Consider the following 15,399-nt stretch of genomic DNA (forward strand, 5'->3'; position numbering starts at 1 on the left):
AGTGAAATGGCTCACTGGCTCATCAAGTCCGAGCCGACGGTCTATTCCTGGGACCAGTTCGTGAAGGAGAAGCGCACCTCCTGGACCGGCGTGCGCAATGCGCAGGCTGCGATCAACCTCAAGGCCATGAAGAGCGGCGATCTCTGCTTCTTCTATCACTCCAACGAGGGCAAGGAGATCGTCGGCATCGCCAAGGTGGTGAAGACCGCCTATCCCGATCCGACCGACAAGGCGGGCAAGGCGGTCACGGTCGACGTGTCGCCGGTCGAGCCGGTCAAGCCGCCGGTGACGCTGGCTGACATCAAGGCCGATCCGAAGTTCAAGGAGTTCGGCCTCGTCCGCCAATCGCGGCTGTCCGTCGTGCCGGTCAGCGACGAGCACTGGAAGCTCATCGTGAAGATGTCTGCCGGCAAGTGACCCCAACCAGTCGCGGCATCCTCGCGATGTCGGCGTCGGTCGTGGTCTTCATCTTCAACGATGCGCTGATAAAGCTTGCCGCCGAAACCATGCCGCCGCTGCAGGCGATCGGCCTGCGTGGGGTTTTCGCGACCATGTGGTGCGGGCTCGCGCTGCTGCTGCGGGGCGAGTGGCCGCAGGTCCATCGCATCCGTCATCCGGTGGTGGCGCTGCGCGGCGTGCTCGAGGCGGTGGCGGCGATCAGCTACCTGGTCGCGCTGGCCTACATCCCCTTCGCGATCGCCACCGCCGTCAATCTCTCGACGCCGCTCTTCCTCGCCGCCCTCGCGGTGTTGCTGCTGAAGGAGACGGTCGGCTGGCGGCGCTGGAGCGCGATCGCCCTGGGCTTCGCGGGCGTGCTGATGGTGATCCAGCCGCGCGCCGGCGACGTCGACGTCTGGACCTGGCTGGTGGTCTTCTCCTCGCTCGCCGGCGCGCTGCGCGACGTGATCGCCCGCTGGGTGCCGCCCACCGTCCCGACGCTGGTCGTGTCGATGAGCTCCGCCGTCACGCTCGCTGTCGTGGGCACCGGCTGGGCGGTGCTCGACGGCTGGCAGCCCATGTCGCACTACGGCGTCGCGCTCGTGCTGGGCTCCTCGCTGCTGCTGGCCTGCGGCTACCAGTTCCTGATGATCGCCCTGCGTTCGGGTGCCGCCTTGGCGGTGATCGGCGCGTTCCGCTACGCCTCGGTGCTATGGGCGATCGCCATCGGCTACACCCTGTGGGGCGACGTGCCCAACCTTCTCGCGGTCGCCGGTATCGCCGTGATCGTCGGCGCCGGCCTCTATATCCTCCATCGCGAGCGTGTGATGCGGAGGACGTCCCATGGCCGGTAGTGACGAAGTCGTCGTCGGTCCCTTGCAGGAGCGGGACTTGCCCGAAGCGGCAACCATCGTGCGCCAGGCTTTCGGCACCTTCGTGGGTGCGCCCGACCTCACCACCTTCTGGACCGACAGGGACCTGGTGCGCAGCCGCTGGCACGCCAGGCATGTCGCGGCATTCGGAGCGACCCTCGATGGTGCGCTGGTCGGGTCCAACTTCGCGACCCGCTGGGGCAGCGTGGGGTATTTCGGACCGCTCACGATCCGCCCCGATCTCTGGGATCGCGGCATCGGCCAGCGATTGATGGCGCCGGTGATGGCGCAGTTCGAGTCGTGGCGGGCGGCGCATCTCGGCCTGTTCACCTTTGCCCACAGCACCAAGCATGTTGGGCTCTACGAGCGGTTCGGCTTCGCCGCACGCTACCTCACGGCGGTCATGGCGCGGACTGTCGGCGGGTCCCCTGCCGGCGCGGGCGGGCAGCGCTACGGCGCGCTGCCCGCCGAACGGCGGGCGGAGGTGCTGCGGGAATGCCGCGCCCTCACCGATGCGCTGTTCGAGGGACTCGACCTCGGCGACGAGATCGACCTGGTGCGCGAGCTGCAGCTCGGCGACACGGCGCTCGTCATGGACGATGCCGGCGTGATCGGCTTTGCGATCTGTCACCACGGCCCGGCGAGCGAAGCCGGGGGCGGCACCTGCCTGGTCAAGTTCGGCGCCGTGCGGCCGGGCCCGGCGGCTGCGCGGTCCTTCGATCGCCTGATCGACGCCTGCGAGGCGCTCGCCGTGCAGGCCGGCACGCCGACCCTGATGGCCGGCGCCAACATGGGCCGGCCCGAGGCCTACGGTCACCTGAAGCAGCGCGGATTCCGGACCGCGTTCCAGGGCGTGACCATGCATCGGCCCAACGAGCCCGGCTATTCGCGGCCCGGCAACTACGTCATCGACGACTGGCGCTGACCACCGGTCAGCGCGAGACCCACGATTGATAGTCGCGCGCCACATCCTCGACCGCGGTGTCGTAGAAGCGCTTGCCGTGCTCGGGCGTGGCCTGGCTCGGGTCGGAGCCGATGCGGCCGTCGGGGAAGGCGCGGCGATAGTCCTCGGCGTCGGCGAACGAGCCGTTCGGCGCGATGCGCGGCTCGAGCTGCGTGCGGTCCATCGTCTCCGGATATTTGTACCAGGTGAGCGCCACTTCCGAGGCGGTGGCGTGGCTGCCTTCGCCGGTCGGATAAAGCTCGCGGCTGAGCTGCTTGATCGCCGCACTGTCCCACCAGTTCCGCAGGGCGCACTTGATCGAGGGCTGATTGGACAGCCGCTCCATCGAGCGCTCGGCGTAGATCTCGGAAAAGGCGGCCGTCACCGTGGCGATGTTGCCGCCGTGGCCGTTCACGAAGAAGAAGCGTGTGAAGCCGTGCCGCGCCAGCGACAGGACGTTGTCGCGCACCACCGCGATCAGGGTCGTCGGCTTGAGCGTGATCGAGCCCGCGAAATCGAGATGATGCTGCGCCATGCCGACCGAGATGGTCGGGGCGACCAGCGCACCGACCTTCTCGCCGACGCCGCGGCCGATCATCTCGGCGGTCAGCGCGTCGGTGCCGATCAGCCCGGTCGGCCCGTGCTGCTCGGTCGAGCCGATCGGGATGATGATGCCGGTCTTGGTCTTGAGATACTCTTCGACGAATTTCCAGGTCTTGAGCTGAAGCTGCACGAATGAACTCCTGTGTTGCCGCAGGATACCATGGAAAGCACGAGGCCCCAGCCCTCCGTCCGATGTGGCGCACTCCCCACGAGCAACCACCTCCGTCATCGAAAATTACCTGTTTCGACCCTTTGCCGCGTCGTTCCCCGCGCGGCAGGATTGGATCAGATTCCCGTCATGATTTCCGTGCCGTTGACGCGGACAGCAGCATCGTGAGCCGATAATCCGGCCAGCCGGCGAGTGACAGCGATACCTGCTGGTATTGCATCAGGCCCAATGTCGGATGCTTGAAAACGCGCTTGCCGCCTTCGCGTGCCAAGACGCCTTGCGTTGCCCAGCAACGCTGGAAATCGACACTGGCAACGCTCAATTCGTCGACGATGCGACGTATTTCCGTATCGTCGGCATAGCCGGTCACGGCGGCCCGGAACTCGGCTACGACACGGTGCGCGCGGGTTGGCCAATCCCGTATCAACGACCGGGCCTCGGGTCTGAGGAAAATGTATCGCAACAGGTTGCGCTCGCCGTTGGCGTCGAGCCAGCCCGTGAAGAGACGAGATGCTTTTGCGTTCCAGCAACACGCATTCCACGCGCGATCGAGAATGTAGGCGGGGCCGTTGATCCCGTTGACGCAGGAGAGAACGGCCTCGGGTGGTCCGTCGTTGTCACCCGGACGGTCCGGATCGCGCTTGCCGGCAAGCTCGAAAAGGTAAGTGCGCTCCGCCCGTGACAAGCGCAAGCCGCGTGCGAGGCGTGTAAGCGCCGACGGCGACACCGACACGTCGCGGCCCTGTTCGATCCATGTGTACCAGGTGACGCTCAACCCGCAAAGTTGAGCGACCTCCTCACGCCGGAGCCCGGGCGTGCGTCGTCGAGGTCCCGCAGCAAGTCCGAAGTCTGCCGGGGACTGACGCTCGCGGAGCGCACGCAGGAAATCGCTCATCGAAAGCGCAGGCGTGGTCGCAGCACGTGCCTTCATGGTGCAAAGGATACTGGGATAAGGCACACCATTAAACCAGTACACAGCTCATGGTAGTTTTCGGCCTGGCGCGGTCGCTGCACGGAGGATGGACGGAGATGGGCAAGCAATTCTCGAGAATCGAGCCGGAGCACAAGGCTTTCATCGAGCGGCAGAAGATCTTCTTCGTCGCCAGTGCCCCGCCGAAGGGCAGGATCAACGTTTCACCCAAGGGGCTGTCGTCATTCCGGGTGCTCGGTGACAATGACGTCGCCTACCTCGATTGCACCGGCAGCGGCAGCGAGACACGTGCTCATCTCCTGGCCGCGGACGACAGGCGCTTGACCATCATGTTCTGCGCTTTCGAAGGCGATCCCGTGATCCTGCGGCTCTACGGCCAGGGTCGATCGCTGATGCGCGGCACGCCCGAATACGCCGCCCTTGTTGCAAGGTTCGATGAAATTCCGGGTGCACGCCAGATCGTCCGCCTTGCGGTCGACCTCGTTCAGACGTCATGCGGCATGGGCGTGCCACTGTTCGATTACAAGCAGGAGCGGGGAAGCCTGGTGCGCTACTGGACGACGCACGGCATCGATAACCTCCGCAAATACTGGGGTCTGAAGAACATGAAGAGCATCGATGGTCTACCGACCGGCTTTTCTCCGGACAGCATGGCGCCGCCGCGCTGACGCCGCGGGACCGCATCCACGTCGTCGACGCAAGCTTCCGGTGAAAGCACGCGGTGGTCTCGAGCTGATGGCCGCTCCGCAAGGTCTCTGCAATGGGGTCGACCTTGCACGGCCCGCTTCCAGAATCGACCGAGTCAAAGGATAGTCATGGATCCGGCGGACGGCAGCAATTGCCCAATGGCGACGCATGCGCAAGGTATGCCCTTGTGTTCCTCTTGACGACTGTAAGGCATAACCTTACATTTTTCGCCGTGATCAGGTCATTCAAGAGCAAAGCCCTGCAGCGCTTTTTCGAGACCGGGAAGCCGCGCGGCCTGAGCGTTCAGGACGACAAGCGGGTCGCCCGCATCCTGCGAGCGTTGGAGGCCGCTTCACGGCCGGGCGATATGGACTTGCCAGGCTATCGCTTCCATAGCCTGACGGGTGATCAGAAGGGACGCTATTCGGTGCGCGTCACGGGCAACTGGAGAATTACGTTCGGCTGGGATGGGGAGAACGTCACCGACATCGATGTGGAGGACTATCACTGATGGCGACCAAGACGATCAAGCGAGGCCTGCCGGCGATGCACCCGGGTGAGCTTCTCCGCGAGGACATTCTTCCTGCTCTCGGACGGTCGAAAACGGAGATCGCCAGCCTGCTCGGCATCTCCCGGCAGACGCTTCACGACATCACGAGTGAGAAGCAGCCGGTCACGGTCGCCATGGCAGTCCGCCTCGGCAAGCTGGTCGGCAACGGACCGGTGTTCTGGCTCAACCTGCAGCGCGCCTACGACCTGGAGCGCGCCGAGCGCGAGGTGGATGTGTCTTCTATCCCGACCTTGGTGGCGGCCTGACGGCTTGCGCCGCTGCGGCGGATAAACATTCGAGGGAACCGCCATGCAACGGTGCGTCGCCAAGAAAGACGACGCCAAGAAAACTCGAACGTCGCAGCTTCAGAAGCTAGATAGCGCCCCATCGTCAAGCAATCTGTAACGATGCCACACCTGAACACCGGACGCTGACGGCCACTTCCGCGACGCCTACGGGTTGGCGCCCGGGGAGTCCGTGCTGGTGCGGCCGGACGGGTATACCGGCGCCGTCATGCCTTCCCGCGAAACCGCGTCGTTGGAGGCCTATCTGGCGGCGGTCGGCCTCAGTCCGTTGCCGAATCAGGTTGGATCCCAGAAGGAAGCCGCGCCAGCCCGCAACTGCGCCAGCACGCGGTCCAGAGCCTGTTCGTCGACGTTGAGACGCAAGGCGCGGGCCACGTCGCGGATCGAGGAGTCGGGGGAGAGGTTGTGGTCGGGACGCAGAGACTGGACCTCCCGCGTAAGGGCCTCGCGATCGGTGAAATCCGGACGTGGAGCGTCGATGTCCCAGTCCGTCACGAAGATGGCGCGGAGGACCGGCGGCAGGACCGCGGCAAAAGCGATGGCATCCTTGACGTCGAGGCGACGGCGGAAGGTCATGAGCACGCCTTGCACCATCGTGTAGGCCTGGTTGGTCGTGGACAGCATCGCGATGTCACGCGCATCGACAAGGAATTTCAGGAACTCCTCCGACGCGCGCTTGTATTCCAGAGGTACCGGCATGGTGCCTTCAGAAGATCCGGTCGACCCGTTCGGGCTCGGTGATCGGGGCCTCGCAGGACATGTTGCGGCACACGTAAAGAGCAGGATTGCCATCCACGAGGCCCTTGCCGGCGGCAGGATGATGCGCCGGGAGCGGGCTGGCCGGGGACAGGCGGCGGACGATCTTGTCGGGCAGGCTCCTGGCGTAGAGAGCGCGGCGCAGGGCTTCGGTGGCGGTGGCCGAAGGATCGCCGACGATCACCAGCTCGACGGCGCTCTGCAGGGTCTCGTAACCGTTGAGCAGGGTCATCAGCGGGAAGAAGTTGCTGTCCAGCTCGCCCGCGAAAGCCGCGACCTGACGGCGGGCCTTCTCGTGCCAGACGACATCGCCGGTCAGCACCCAGAGCCGTGCGAACACGCCGACCAGCGTGCCGTTGCCGGCGGGGGAGGCGTTGTCGTGGCAATGCTTGCTGCGCACGATCAGGTCCGCCGCGTCGTCGGCGGTCATGAAGTACCCGCCGGCCTCGGGGTCTGCGAAATGCCGGTCGAGCACGGCGATCAGCGCTTGCGCCTCGTCGAGGTAAGCCGGTTCGCCCGTGACCTCGAACAGCGCCACGCCCGCGCGGGCCATGTTGGCGTAGTCGTCGAGCGTGCCGCGATGCAGCCGCTTGCCGGCGCGATGAGAATGGAACAGGCGGCCGTTCTCGTCGCGCATCCGGTCGATGACGAAACGCCAGGCGCGCACGGCGGCGGTCAGCCAGTCGTCGCGCTCGAAGACGGCCGACGCGTTCGCGAGCGCCGCAATCATCAGGCCGTTCCAGTCGGCCAGCACCTTGTCGTCCCAGCCCGGCCAGACCCGCTTGTCCCGGACAGCCTTCAATCTGGCGCGCAGGCCGGCGAGCCGCTGCTCCTCGGCATCGCTCAGGAGCGCGGGCGCGCGATTGCGATGGAGGATGTTGTGGTGTTCCCAGTTCCCGCCCGGTGTGACGTCATAGGCTGCGCGAAAGAACGCGCCGTCGTCGGCACCGAGCACGGCATCTATCTCGCTCAGGTCCCAGACATAGAACTTGCCCTCGACGCCTTCGGAATCGGCGTCATAGGTTGCGGCAAAGCCGCCGCTTTCGGCCACCATCTCGCGCAGGGTCCAGTCGCAGGTTTCGGCGATGCGCGCGGCGTAGAGAGGGCTCCCGGTCTCCTGCCAGACGAGGCATAGCAGGTCGATCAGCTGTGCGTTGTCGTAGAGCATCTTCTCGAAGTGCGGGATCAACCATTCATTGTCGGTGGCGTAGCGCGCGAATCCGCCGCCCAGGTGATCGTAGATGCCGCCCTGGCACATGCGGTCGAGCGTGACGGTGACCGCGTCGCGCAGCTTCGTGTTGCTGCGACTGCGCAACCAACCGCGCCACAGCAGCTCGAAGACGTAAGGCGACGGGAATTTCGGCGCCTGGCCGAAGCCGCCCCATTCGAAATTGCATTGCTGCGAAATTCGGTCGGCGATCTGGTCGAGCAGTGAGAGCGGGAACAACGGGCCGTCGCCTGCGAACTCGACCGCCTTGTTGACGGCCTTCGACCGCAGCGCCCGGAGCAGCCCGGCGCGGTTGGTCTCGACGTCCTGCGGCTTCTCGCGGAATGCCTGTGCCACGCCCTGCAGCACGTCGATGAAGCTCGGCCGGCCATATTTGGCGGGATGCGGGAAATAGGTGCCGCCCCAGAACGGATCGCCCTGCGGCGTGCAGAACATGGTGAGTGGCCAGCCGCCATGCTCGCCCATGATCTGCAGCGCCTGCATGTAGATCGCGTCGACGTCCGGCCGCTCCTCGCGGTCGACCTTGATGTTGACGAACAGCGCATTCATCACCGCCGCGACGGCCGGCGATTCAAAGCTCTCGTGCGCCATGACGTGGCACCAGTGGCACGCGGCATAGCCGACCGAGAGCAGGATCGGCCGGTTGGTGCGCTGTGCCTCGGCCAGCGCCTCCTCGCCCCACGGCCACCAGTGCACGGGGTTGTTCGCGTGCTGCAGCAGGTAGGGGCTGGTCTCGCTGCCGAGACGGTTCATACGGCGCCCTCGCCAAGGTTGCCTTCGCTGCTGATCACCAGGACACGGCTCGTCCTGTCGAGACCCAGTTCCTTGAAGGCGGCCTCGTCGGTGCAGACGCGGACGAGGCCGGCCAGCCCGGCGCAGCCCGACGGACCCGACGCGATCGCCGGATCGCCGTCGAGAGGATGGGCGAGCAGCTTGCGGGCGGGCATCACCTCGTCCTCGGTGATGGTCATGAACCAGTCGGTCGCGAGCCCCACCACCGGCCATGTCACCGGCGAGATCTCGCGGCAGGCGAGGCCGCCCATCACGGTGTCGGCATTCCCGCTGGCCAGCGTGGGTTTGCCGGCGGCATTGCTCTGGAACCAGCAGTCGGCGCTCTCAGGCTCGACGACGATGAAGCGCGGGCGCGGTTCGTAGCGTGCCCACAGATAGCCGATCACCGCAGCGGCAAGGCCGCCAACGCCGGCCTGCACGAAGACGTGCGTCGGGCCGGACCGCCACTGGCGAACGACCTCCTCGACCAGCACGGTGTAGCCGCGCATCACCGAGCGTGGGATGTCCTCATAGCCTTCCCACGAGGTGTCGGAGATGATCGTCCAGCCGTTCTCTTCCGACTTGCGCCGGCACTCGGCGACGGCAGTGTCGTAATCGCCGTCCACGCGGATGACCTCGGCGCCGCGCGCGCGGATAGCCGCTTCCTTCTCGTCGGAGGTGAACTTCGGCAGGAAGATGAAGCAGCGGTTGCCGAACAGCCTGGCGCCGGCCGCAACGGCGCGGCCGTGATTGCCCGAGCTGGCGGTCGCGAAGGTATAATTGGCGGTGATCGCTCGATGGCCGCCCTTCAGCAGCTCCTCGAAGGTCGTCGAATTGTGGTGGGCCTCGCCGACGGCGCCCGACAGCACATTGTACACGGCGATGACGCCACCCAGCGCCTTGAAGGCGCCGAAGCCGAAGCGGTGGCTCTCGTCCTTGACGCGCAGCTCGCCGACGCCGAGACGCCTGGCCAACGCGGGCAGGGAATGGAGCGGTGTCACCTTATGGGCGGGGCAGGCCTTCAGCTCGTCGAGCAGCTCGGGGATGCCGTTGGGATTGACGACATACTGCTGTTCGCGGCCAAACGGCATGTCGAGCCGGGCGCGGGGATTTCGGGCGAGCCAGTCATGCGTCATGATCTTCCGTCCATACGCCGATCCTCGGCGCAGGGAAACCGGGCGCAGACGGGGGCTTCGTGGTCATTGGCGCTAACGTTCGTCCGCCGGGAGCGCGGCTCTCCAGAGCCGCTCTTCCTCGGATTGCCCCATCCCATGAGCGGCTCTGGAGAGCCGCGCTCCCAGCAAGCCGATCGCAGCTACCAAAACGGACAAAGTCAGCGCCTGTGGGCTTGGTGATCGACAGGACGAGATGGATTGCGCTGGCCTGGCTGCTCCTTTGGCCGTTCGTCCCGGCCACGGCGCAGGACTCCGGTTTCACCTGGACCGTGATGCGCTATGCCTATGTCCTGGACGACAAGGGCCTGCCGACGGGGACCTTCGAGATCGAGCGCCAGGCGCACGATGCCCAGGCGGCAAGAAACGGCGCGAGGGTCGATCTGTCCTACGTGTCCGGCCAGGAGACGATCGAGATCCTCGATGCCGCGACGGTGAAGGCCGACGGCCGCAAGATTCCGGTCGGCCCGGACCGCATCCTCGATATCGCCCCGCAGGTGCCGCGCGACGTGGCGATGTACAGCGACACGCGCACCAAGAGCGTCGTCTTTCCCGACGTGGCAGCGGGCGATTCCATTCGATACGTCTATCGCCTGAAGCGCTTCTCCACGAGCTGGCCCGGTTTCTCCTGGACCGCGCCGCTCAGGAGCCTCGCGAGGGTCAAGGGCTCTGAGATGACGATCGACGTTCCGGCCGCGCTGCCGCTTCTCGTCGAACATCACGGCGTCCAGTACCGGACGGAGAGCGCGGGCGAACGGGTTCGTCACATCTTTTCGTGGTCGAATGACATGGCGGTTCCGGCCGAGCCAGGGGCGACCTCGGACTACGATTGGTCGGACCGCTTCTCGGTTTCGACCTTCAAGTCCTATGCCGAGATCGGCGATCACTACGGCAAGCTGCATGCGTCGGCGGCGGCGGTGACGCCTGGCGTGACGGAACTGGCGGCGAAGATCGTCGGGGCTGGCTCGGATCGCGCGACGCAGGCGCGCCTGCTGTCCGAATGGGTGGCCCAGAACGTGCGCTACGTGGCGGTTTCGGTCGGCCAGGGTACGCTGGCGCCGGCACCCGCCGACGCGACGATCGCCAATCGCTATGGCGACTGCAAGGCGGACACGGCCTTGCTGGCCGCGCTGCTGGCTGCGCGGGGAATCGCCAGCGAAGCGGTGCTGATCAACACCAGCCTCGCGCGCTACGTCCTGCCCGAGACGCCGGTGGCCGACTTCAATCACGTCATCCTCTACGTGCCGGAGCTCGATCTGTATGTCGATCCGACCTGGAACACCGCGGCTTTTGGCGTCTTGCCGTGGGGCCTCTACGACAAGCCGGTCGTGCACGCCGTCGACGGCGAGTCGCGCGTCGGCCGCACGCCGTCGCTGCGGGTCGAGGACAATGTCAGTGAAGCCGCCACGGTCGCGACCATCTCGGCGGACGGCCGCATCAGCGGCACGACCCGCGAGCATGCCAAGGGAGCCATGGCGACCGACCTCAAGGGTTGGATGGCCGCCGGCCTGACAGTCAACCGGGCGGCGGCGCATCTGCGCTCCCAAGGCATCCCGGGAACTGGCGCCTGGATATCGCCCACGCGCGACGACACGGCGCCTGAGGTGTTGCTGATGGCCAAATTCAAGCTGGCGGACTCGATTGATCTCGCTGCCGGCGAGGCCCTGTCGCCGCCGGGCGGGTTGCGTTTCCTGCCGCGGCCCGGCGGCTTCCTGCTCGGGGTGCAGGATGGGCCACGCCAGCATCCGTTCCCGTGCTATGCCGGGCGCCAGGTCGAGACGATCGAGGTGAAGGTGTCGCCGGGGTTGAAGCCGACGCGGCTGCCGGCCGACCGGCACTGGACGACGTCGATCGCGGAATACACCTCGAGCTACGTCTTCAGCGACGGCACCCTGTCGGTGCGGCGCGAATTCACGGCGCGGCCGCAGGGCCAGGTCTGCGCGGCAGATCAGTCGCACGAGCTGATCGGCCTGATGTCGAACATTCGCCGCGATTACCGCGCCGTGGTGGTGTTCGATCGGCCGCTTTAGACTAGGGTTGGCCGAACGGAGGTCGATGATGAAAGTGAACGTCGAAGTGACCTGTACGCCCGAGGAGGCTCGCGCCTTCTTCGGCCTGCCCGATCTCGGGCCGATGCAGCAGCGCGTCCTGGGCGAGATCGAGGAGCGCCTGCGGTCGAGCCTCAACGCGATGAACCCCGAGACGGTCTTCAAGACCTGGCTGCCCGCCTCGATGCAGGGCGTCGAGCAGGTGCAACAGCTCCAGCAGATGTTCTGGTCGCAGCTCGCCAACATCGCCTCGGGCAAGAAGGAGTAGCGTGATGAGCGTCCGCGAGAAGCCCACCGATCCCGCGCCCTATTACGACGCGCATGTCTTCTGCTGCACCAACCGTCGGGCCGACGGCCATCCGCGCGGTTCCTGCGCGGAGCGGGGTGGCGAGGGCTTGCGCGACTACATGAAGAGCAAGGCCAAGGCACTCGGCCTCAATAACGTGCGCATCAACAGTGCCGGCTGTCTCGATCGCTGCGAGCTCGGACCGACGATGGTGATCTATCCCGAAGGCGTCTGGTACTCGGTATCGACCCGGGAAGAGATCGACGAGGTGCTGGAGAAGCATCTGGTCGAAGGTGGCCGGGTCGAGCGCCTGATGCTGCAAACCGCCGACAAGCTTCCGAAGGACCGCGTCAGGGCCTGACTCTTCTGGACCGCGAGCTTCCAGCTCGCTCATGAGCTTGAGCGAGCTGGAAGCTCGCGGTCCGGAAGAGCATGACTACTCGAGCAATTCCCCCAGTCGCCTGATCACGCGCGCGGGCTGGGCGGTGGCATGGGCGGGAATTCCGGCGTCGAACGGATCGTACCAGATGCCGCAGACCCCGAGCTTCTGCGGCGCCTCGACTTCCCATTCGTAATTGTCGCCGACCATCCAGGCATCGCAGGCGTCGCAGCCCAGCCGCTCCAGCGCGTGGCGGTAGACCGCGAGCTCGGGCTTGCCCTGACCGAATTCGCCCTCGATCTGGATGTGATGGAAGCGGTGGGCGAGATCGAACCGTTCGATCTTGGCACGCTGCGTCTCGCCCGCGCCGTTGGTGACCAGCGCAAGCCTGACGCCGCGGTCACGCAGGGCGTCGACGGTGGCGTGAGCGTCGGGATAGAGCCGGTACTCCGAACGGCGCAGCTCGGTGAAGGCGTCGGCGATGCGGTCGGCCAGCGCCTCGTCGCGACGGCCGAGCTTTTCCAGTCCGCGCCGCACGGAGAGCCGCCGGGCGCCCGGGATATCGAGCCGCCACCTGGCGGCTTCGGCGCGATCGCTCCAGAAGGCGCGCGCCTCCTCCATGATCGCGACCCGAATCCGTTCGAGCGCCGCGGGATCATGGGCATCGAGATGAGCGGAGAAGACGTGCAGCAGGCGCGTCCACGCCTCCTCGGGTTGCGCGTAGGCCCGGATCAGCGTGTCGTCGAGGTCGAACAGGATGGCGCGCGGCAGGTGGGGCATCTCAGTTCGTCGGCCACCCGGCAAAGGTGTTGGGTGCGGGGCTGACGACCACGCCGCGATCGCCCTGGATCTCGATCACTGCCAGCCCGCGTTCGGTGCGGCCGTCGGGCAGGAAGCGGAAGATGCCGTCGACGCCGTACCAGCCGTTGGGGTTGGCAATCGCCTCGGCCGAGAAATCGCCGCCGGGCTTCAGCCGGGCGAGCTGGCCGGCCAGGCCCACCGCGTCGTAGGCGAGCGTCGCCAGACGCTGCGGCGGCCGGCCATAGGTCGCCACGAACTTGCGCTCGAAATCGGCGCGCCGGGCCGGATCGGGAGCGGCATACCAGGCGCCCTGCAGCATGGTTTCCGAGCCGATTCCGGGCACGTCCCAGACGCCGGTGCCGATCAGCTGCACCGATTTCAGATCCACCCCGGCGCCGGTGAGAGATGCCAGCACCGTCGTCACACGGGGGGGCGAGACGGGGACCAGGATGGCGAGCCTGCCCTCGCCCTTGGCCGCGTCGGCGAGGCGCCTGGAGGCGGCGCCGAGGTCGGCGCCCTCGTCGTAGAATTCCGACGTGACCACCGTTCCGCCGCGGATGGCGACCTGGCTTTCCAGCGTGCGTCCCATCTGGTCACCGTAGGTCGTGCGAGGTGCGAAGACGGCGAAGCGCCTGATGCCGGCGGATATGCTGTGGTCGACGACGCGGCGGACCTGCGGCGGGGCGGCGATGCCCATGACCCAGAGACCGGCCTGCGCCACGCTTTCGTCGTTGGAGAAGGAGATGATGTTGATACGGTCACTGCGGCGCAACGGCGCGAGGGCGGCGGCCGAGGCGCCGAACAGTGGCCCCAGGATCAGGGCCGCGCCGTCGGTCTGCGCGCGCTTGTAGGCCTCGACGGCGCTGTCGCCGGTGTCGCCGCTGTCATAGGCCGCAAGGGCGAGATCCTTGCTGCCGGAGTCGAACAGCGCCATCTCGGCCGCCTGCTGCATGGCCTGGCCGATCGGTGCGGCCCGCCCGGTGAGCGGCAGCAGCATTGCGATGCGTGCCTTCCCGGAGGCGGTGGTCGGCGAGCCGGCCTGTGGTTGCGTGGGCCTCGGCGGTAGCGGCGTGCTACGCTGCGGCGGCTCGGTGCAGGCACCCAGCAGAAGGGCGACGGCGGCAAGCGCGAGAAGGGGCAAACGCATCAGCGCAGAACTCCGGCGGACGGGTGCAGATGGACAGCAACGAGTATTTACAAGCTAGCGGCGGGGAGGCCCAAGGTAAACCGCCACCGGATCGGCGATCGGAGCAGCGGGTCGGGCCGGGCCTGCACATCGTCGCGACCCCGATCGGCAACTTGCGCGACATCACCTTGCGGGCGCTCGACGTGTTGCGCGCCGTCGACCTGATAGCCTGCGAGGACACGCGCGTCTTCGCCAAGCTGGCGGGCCATTACGGGATCGCCGTGCCGACCGTGTCCTACAGCGATGCGACGCAGGATGCCTCGGAGCCGCGCCTGCTGCGTGCGCTCGCCGAAGGCAAGCGTGTGGCCCTGGTCTCCGACGCCGGTATGCCCCTGATCTCCGATCCCGGCTATCGCCTGGTGCGCGCGGCAGTGGCCGGCGGTCACGCCGTGACCGTGGCCCCGGGCCCCTCGGCGGTGCCGATGGCGCTCGCCCTGGCGGGCCTGCCGACCGACCGCTTCTACTTCGGCGGCTTCCTGCCGGCGAAGCCGGCGGAGCGGCGCCGCGCGATTGCAGAGGCGGCGCAGGTGCCGGCGACGCTCGTCTTCTTCGAGGCGCCGCATCGCCTGGCGGCGTCGCTCGCCGATCTCGGAGAACTTCTGGGAGAGCGGCCGGCCGCGGTCGCGCGCGAGCTCACCAAGATGTTCGAGGAGGTGCGCCGGGCGCCCCTGACCGATCTCGCCGCGCACTACGCCGCGCAGGCCGAGGTGAGGGGCGAGATCGTCCTGGTGATCGGGCCACCGGGCGAAGCCGCCGCACCGCCGGGCGAAGCGCTCGATGCTGCATTGCGACAAGCGATGGCGGGCGCCTCGGTCAAGGATGCCGCAGCCGAAATCGCAGCGCGCTTTGGACTTAAGCGCCGCGACGTCTATGCTCGCGCTCTCGAGCTCAAGCGCAAGGGCTGATCATGAATATCGAGACCCGCCGGCAAGCCAATCGCCTGGGCCATGCGGCCGAATGGCGGGCGGTGTGGCGTTTGCGACTGGCGGGTTATTCGATTCTGGCGCGCCGCTACAAGACCAGGCTCGGCGAGATCGACATCGTGGCACGGCGGGGCGGGGTGCTGGCCTTCGTCGAGGTCAAGGCGCGCGCTGATCTCCAGACTGCGGGCTTCTCGCTCCACGGCCGGCAGTTCGGCCGGGTTGCCGCGGCAGCCAGCCTGTTCGTGGCGCGCCATCCGCACTATGCCGCGCATTCGCTGCGCTACGATGCCATGCTGGTGGTCGGGCTGTGGCCGCGCCACCTGCAGGACGTCTGGCGCGCACCGGAATAGT

General features: G+C 66.9%; 18 protein-coding genes. 11 read left to right on the forward strand and 7 right to left on the reverse strand.

What is annotated here, in order from left to right; all coding sequences use genetic code 11:
- The first annotated feature begins 6 nt into the window (after window positions 1-6).
- Genes ACQY8M_RS08095 through ACQY8M_RS08105 form a run of 3 tightly spaced genes read left to right on the forward strand, consistent with a single transcriptional unit; the run spans window position 7 to window position 2,235 of the window.
- Window positions 7-417, forward strand: a complete 411-nt coding sequence (locus tag ACQY8M_RS08095) for an EVE domain-containing protein (protein WP_428670657.1) — start codon at window positions 7-9, stop codon at window positions 415-417.
- Window positions 414-1,292: a DMT family transporter gene (locus ACQY8M_RS08100; protein WP_428670659.1), complete on the forward strand. Its 879-nt coding sequence runs from the start codon at window positions 414-416 to the stop codon at window positions 1,290-1,292. The genes ACQY8M_RS08095 and ACQY8M_RS08100 overlap by 4 nt, the downstream gene beginning before the upstream one ends.
- The gene (locus tag ACQY8M_RS08105) at window positions 1,282-2,235 is read left to right on the forward strand and encodes a GNAT family N-acetyltransferase (RefSeq protein ID WP_428670661.1); all 954 of its coding nucleotides are present in this window, start codon (window positions 1,282-1,284) and stop codon (window positions 2,233-2,235) included. Before ACQY8M_RS08100 ends, ACQY8M_RS08105 begins: the two co-directional genes overlap by 11 nt.
- Before the next feature lie 7 nt (window positions 2,236-2,242).
- Here ACQY8M_RS08105 and ACQY8M_RS08110 read toward each other — a convergent pair whose 3' ends face one another.
- Together ACQY8M_RS08110 and ACQY8M_RS08115 are read right to left on the reverse strand one after the other, a co-directional pair.
- A complete protein-coding gene (locus ACQY8M_RS08110) occupies window positions 2,243-2,986 on the reverse strand; it encodes a creatininase family protein (protein WP_428670663.1) in 744 nt (247 codons plus the stop codon).
- Between the two features lie 166 nt (window positions 2,987-3,152).
- The gene (locus ACQY8M_RS08115; RefSeq protein WP_428670665.1) at window positions 3,153-3,920 is read right to left on the reverse strand and encodes a helix-turn-helix transcriptional regulator; all 768 of its coding nucleotides are present in this window, start codon (window positions 3,918-3,920) and stop codon (window positions 3,153-3,155) included.
- 134 nt (window positions 3,921-4,054) lie between these two features.
- Here ACQY8M_RS08115 and ACQY8M_RS08120 point away from each other — a divergent pair, with 134 nt between their 5' ends.
- From ACQY8M_RS08120 to ACQY8M_RS08130, 3 genes are all read left to right on the forward strand, one after another.
- Window positions 4,055-4,624 (forward strand): pyridoxamine 5'-phosphate oxidase family protein, encoded by a 570-nt coding sequence (locus ACQY8M_RS08120; protein ID WP_428670667.1) that lies wholly within the window; start codon window positions 4,055-4,057, stop codon window positions 4,622-4,624.
- Window positions 4,625-4,716: 92 nt separating this feature from the next.
- Window positions 4,717-5,154 carry a type II toxin-antitoxin system RelE/ParE family toxin gene (locus tag ACQY8M_RS08125; protein ID WP_428670669.1) on the forward strand — a complete coding sequence of 146 codons (438 nt, stop codon included), beginning with the start codon at window positions 4,717-4,719 and terminating at the stop codon, window positions 5,152-5,154.
- The gene (locus ACQY8M_RS08130; RefSeq protein WP_428670671.1) at window positions 5,154-5,459 is read left to right on the forward strand and encodes a HigA family addiction module antitoxin; all 306 of its coding nucleotides are present in this window, start codon (window positions 5,154-5,156) and stop codon (window positions 5,457-5,459) included. Before ACQY8M_RS08125 ends, ACQY8M_RS08130 begins: the two co-directional genes overlap by 1 nt.
- A 315-nt stretch (window positions 5,460-5,774) precedes the next feature.
- Here the strand turns inward: ACQY8M_RS08130 and ACQY8M_RS08135 are convergent, their stop codons facing one another.
- The 3 genes from ACQY8M_RS08135 to ACQY8M_RS08145 are packed head-to-tail and all read right to left on the reverse strand — an operon-like array spanning window position 5,775 to window position 9,389.
- A complete protein-coding gene (locus ACQY8M_RS08135; RefSeq protein WP_428670673.1) occupies window positions 5,775-6,197 on the reverse strand; it encodes a DUF2267 domain-containing protein in 423 nt (140 codons plus the stop codon).
- A 7-nt stretch (window positions 6,198-6,204) separates the two neighbouring features.
- Complete coding sequence (locus tag ACQY8M_RS08140) at window positions 6,205-8,235, reverse strand: thioredoxin domain-containing protein (RefSeq protein ID WP_428670675.1); 2,031 nt, start codon at window positions 8,233-8,235, stop codon at window positions 6,205-6,207.
- On the reverse strand, window positions 8,232-9,389 hold the full coding sequence (locus ACQY8M_RS08145; RefSeq protein WP_428670677.1) for a diaminopropionate ammonia-lyase: 1,158 nt from the start codon (window positions 9,387-9,389) through the stop codon (window positions 8,232-8,234). Before ACQY8M_RS08145 ends, ACQY8M_RS08140 begins: the two co-directional genes overlap by 4 nt.
- Before the next feature lie 215 nt (window positions 9,390-9,604).
- Here ACQY8M_RS08145 and ACQY8M_RS08150 point away from each other — a divergent pair, with 215 nt between their 5' ends.
- Genes ACQY8M_RS08150 through ACQY8M_RS08160 form a run of 3 tightly spaced genes read left to right on the forward strand, consistent with a single transcriptional unit; the run spans window position 9,605 to window position 12,120 of the window.
- Window positions 9,605-11,455 carry a DUF3857 domain-containing protein gene (locus ACQY8M_RS08150; RefSeq protein ID WP_428670679.1) on the forward strand — a complete coding sequence of 617 codons (1,851 nt, stop codon included), beginning with the start codon at window positions 9,605-9,607 and terminating at the stop codon, window positions 11,453-11,455.
- A 28-nt stretch (window positions 11,456-11,483) separates the two neighbouring features.
- Complete coding sequence (locus ACQY8M_RS08155) at window positions 11,484-11,741, forward strand: DUF6489 family protein (RefSeq protein WP_428670681.1); 258 nt, start codon at window positions 11,484-11,486, stop codon at window positions 11,739-11,741.
- Between the two features lie 4 nt (window positions 11,742-11,745).
- Entirely contained in the window at window positions 11,746-12,120 is a 375-nt protein-coding gene (locus ACQY8M_RS08160) for a (2Fe-2S) ferredoxin domain-containing protein (protein ID WP_428670683.1), read from the forward strand.
- 75 nt (window positions 12,121-12,195) lie between these two features.
- On the opposite strand, the gene ACQY8M_RS08165 is transcribed toward ACQY8M_RS08160, so the two are convergent.
- Window positions 12,196-12,918 (reverse strand): HAD family hydrolase, encoded by a 723-nt coding sequence (locus tag ACQY8M_RS08165; RefSeq protein WP_428670685.1) that lies wholly within the window; start codon window positions 12,916-12,918, stop codon window positions 12,196-12,198.
- Window position 12,919: 1 nt separating this feature from the next.
- A complete protein-coding gene (locus ACQY8M_RS08170) occupies window positions 12,920-14,086 on the reverse strand; it encodes a penicillin-binding protein activator (protein ID WP_428670687.1) in 1,167 nt (388 codons plus the stop codon).
- A 29-nt stretch (window positions 14,087-14,115) separates the two neighbouring features.
- Between ACQY8M_RS08170 and rsmI the strand changes: the two genes are divergently transcribed.
- The gene (gene rsmI / locus ACQY8M_RS08175) at window positions 14,116-15,030 is read left to right on the forward strand and encodes a 16S rRNA (cytidine(1402)-2'-O)-methyltransferase (RefSeq protein WP_428670689.1); all 915 of its coding nucleotides are present in this window, start codon (window positions 14,116-14,118) and stop codon (window positions 15,028-15,030) included.
- A 2-nt stretch (window positions 15,031-15,032) separates the two neighbouring features.
- A complete protein-coding gene (locus ACQY8M_RS08180) occupies window positions 15,033-15,398 on the forward strand; it encodes a YraN family protein (RefSeq protein ID WP_428670691.1) in 366 nt (121 codons plus the stop codon).
- Window position 15,399 lies beyond the last annotated feature (1 nt).

This window comes from Reyranella sp., assembly GCF_965279465.1.
GTDB lineage: Bacteria > Pseudomonadota > Alphaproteobacteria > Reyranellales > Reyranellaceae > Reyranella.

Coding starts and splice junctions, on each gene's coding strand:
- ACQY8M_RS08170 (WP_428670687.1), bottom strand. CDS start 14,086: ATGCGTTTGCCCCTTCTCGCGCTTGCCGCCGTCGCCCTTCTGCTGGGT.
- ACQY8M_RS08180 (WP_428670691.1), top strand. CDS start 15,033: ATGAATATCGAGACCCGCCGGCAAGCCAATCGCCTGGGCCATGCGGCC.
- ACQY8M_RS08165 (WP_428670685.1), bottom strand. CDS start 12,918: ATGCCCCACCTGCCGCGCGCCATCCTGTTCGACCTCGACGACACGCTG.
- ACQY8M_RS08105 (WP_428670661.1), top strand. CDS start 1,282: ATGGCCGGTAGTGACGAAGTCGTCGTCGGTCCCTTGCAGGAGCGGGAC.
- rsmI (WP_428670689.1), top strand. CDS start 14,116: ATGGACAGCAACGAGTATTTACAAGCTAGCGGCGGGGAGGCCCAAGGT.
- ACQY8M_RS08160 (WP_428670683.1), top strand. CDS start 11,746: ATGAGCGTCCGCGAGAAGCCCACCGATCCCGCGCCCTATTACGACGCG.
- ACQY8M_RS08145 (WP_428670677.1), bottom strand. CDS start 9,389: ATGACGCATGACTGGCTCGCCCGAAATCCCCGCGCCCGGCTCGACATG.
- ACQY8M_RS08130 (WP_428670671.1), top strand. CDS start 5,154: ATGGCGACCAAGACGATCAAGCGAGGCCTGCCGGCGATGCACCCGGGT.
- ACQY8M_RS08115 (WP_428670665.1), bottom strand. CDS start 3,920: ATGAGCGATTTCCTGCGTGCGCTCCGCGAGCGTCAGTCCCCGGCAGAC.
- ACQY8M_RS08155 (WP_428670681.1), top strand. CDS start 11,484: ATGAAAGTGAACGTCGAAGTGACCTGTACGCCCGAGGAGGCTCGCGCC.
- ACQY8M_RS08120 (WP_428670667.1), top strand. CDS start 4,055: ATGGGCAAGCAATTCTCGAGAATCGAGCCGGAGCACAAGGCTTTCATC.
- ACQY8M_RS08140 (WP_428670675.1), bottom strand. CDS start 8,235: ATGAACCGTCTCGGCAGCGAGACCAGCCCCTACCTGCTGCAGCACGCG.
- ACQY8M_RS08135 (WP_428670673.1), bottom strand. CDS start 6,197: ATGCCGGTACCTCTGGAATACAAGCGCGCGTCGGAGGAGTTCCTGAAA.
- ACQY8M_RS08095 (WP_428670657.1), top strand. CDS start 7: ATGGCTCACTGGCTCATCAAGTCCGAGCCGACGGTCTATTCCTGGGAC.
- ACQY8M_RS08125 (WP_428670669.1), top strand. CDS start 4,717: ATGGGGTCGACCTTGCACGGCCCGCTTCCAGAATCGACCGAGTCAAAG.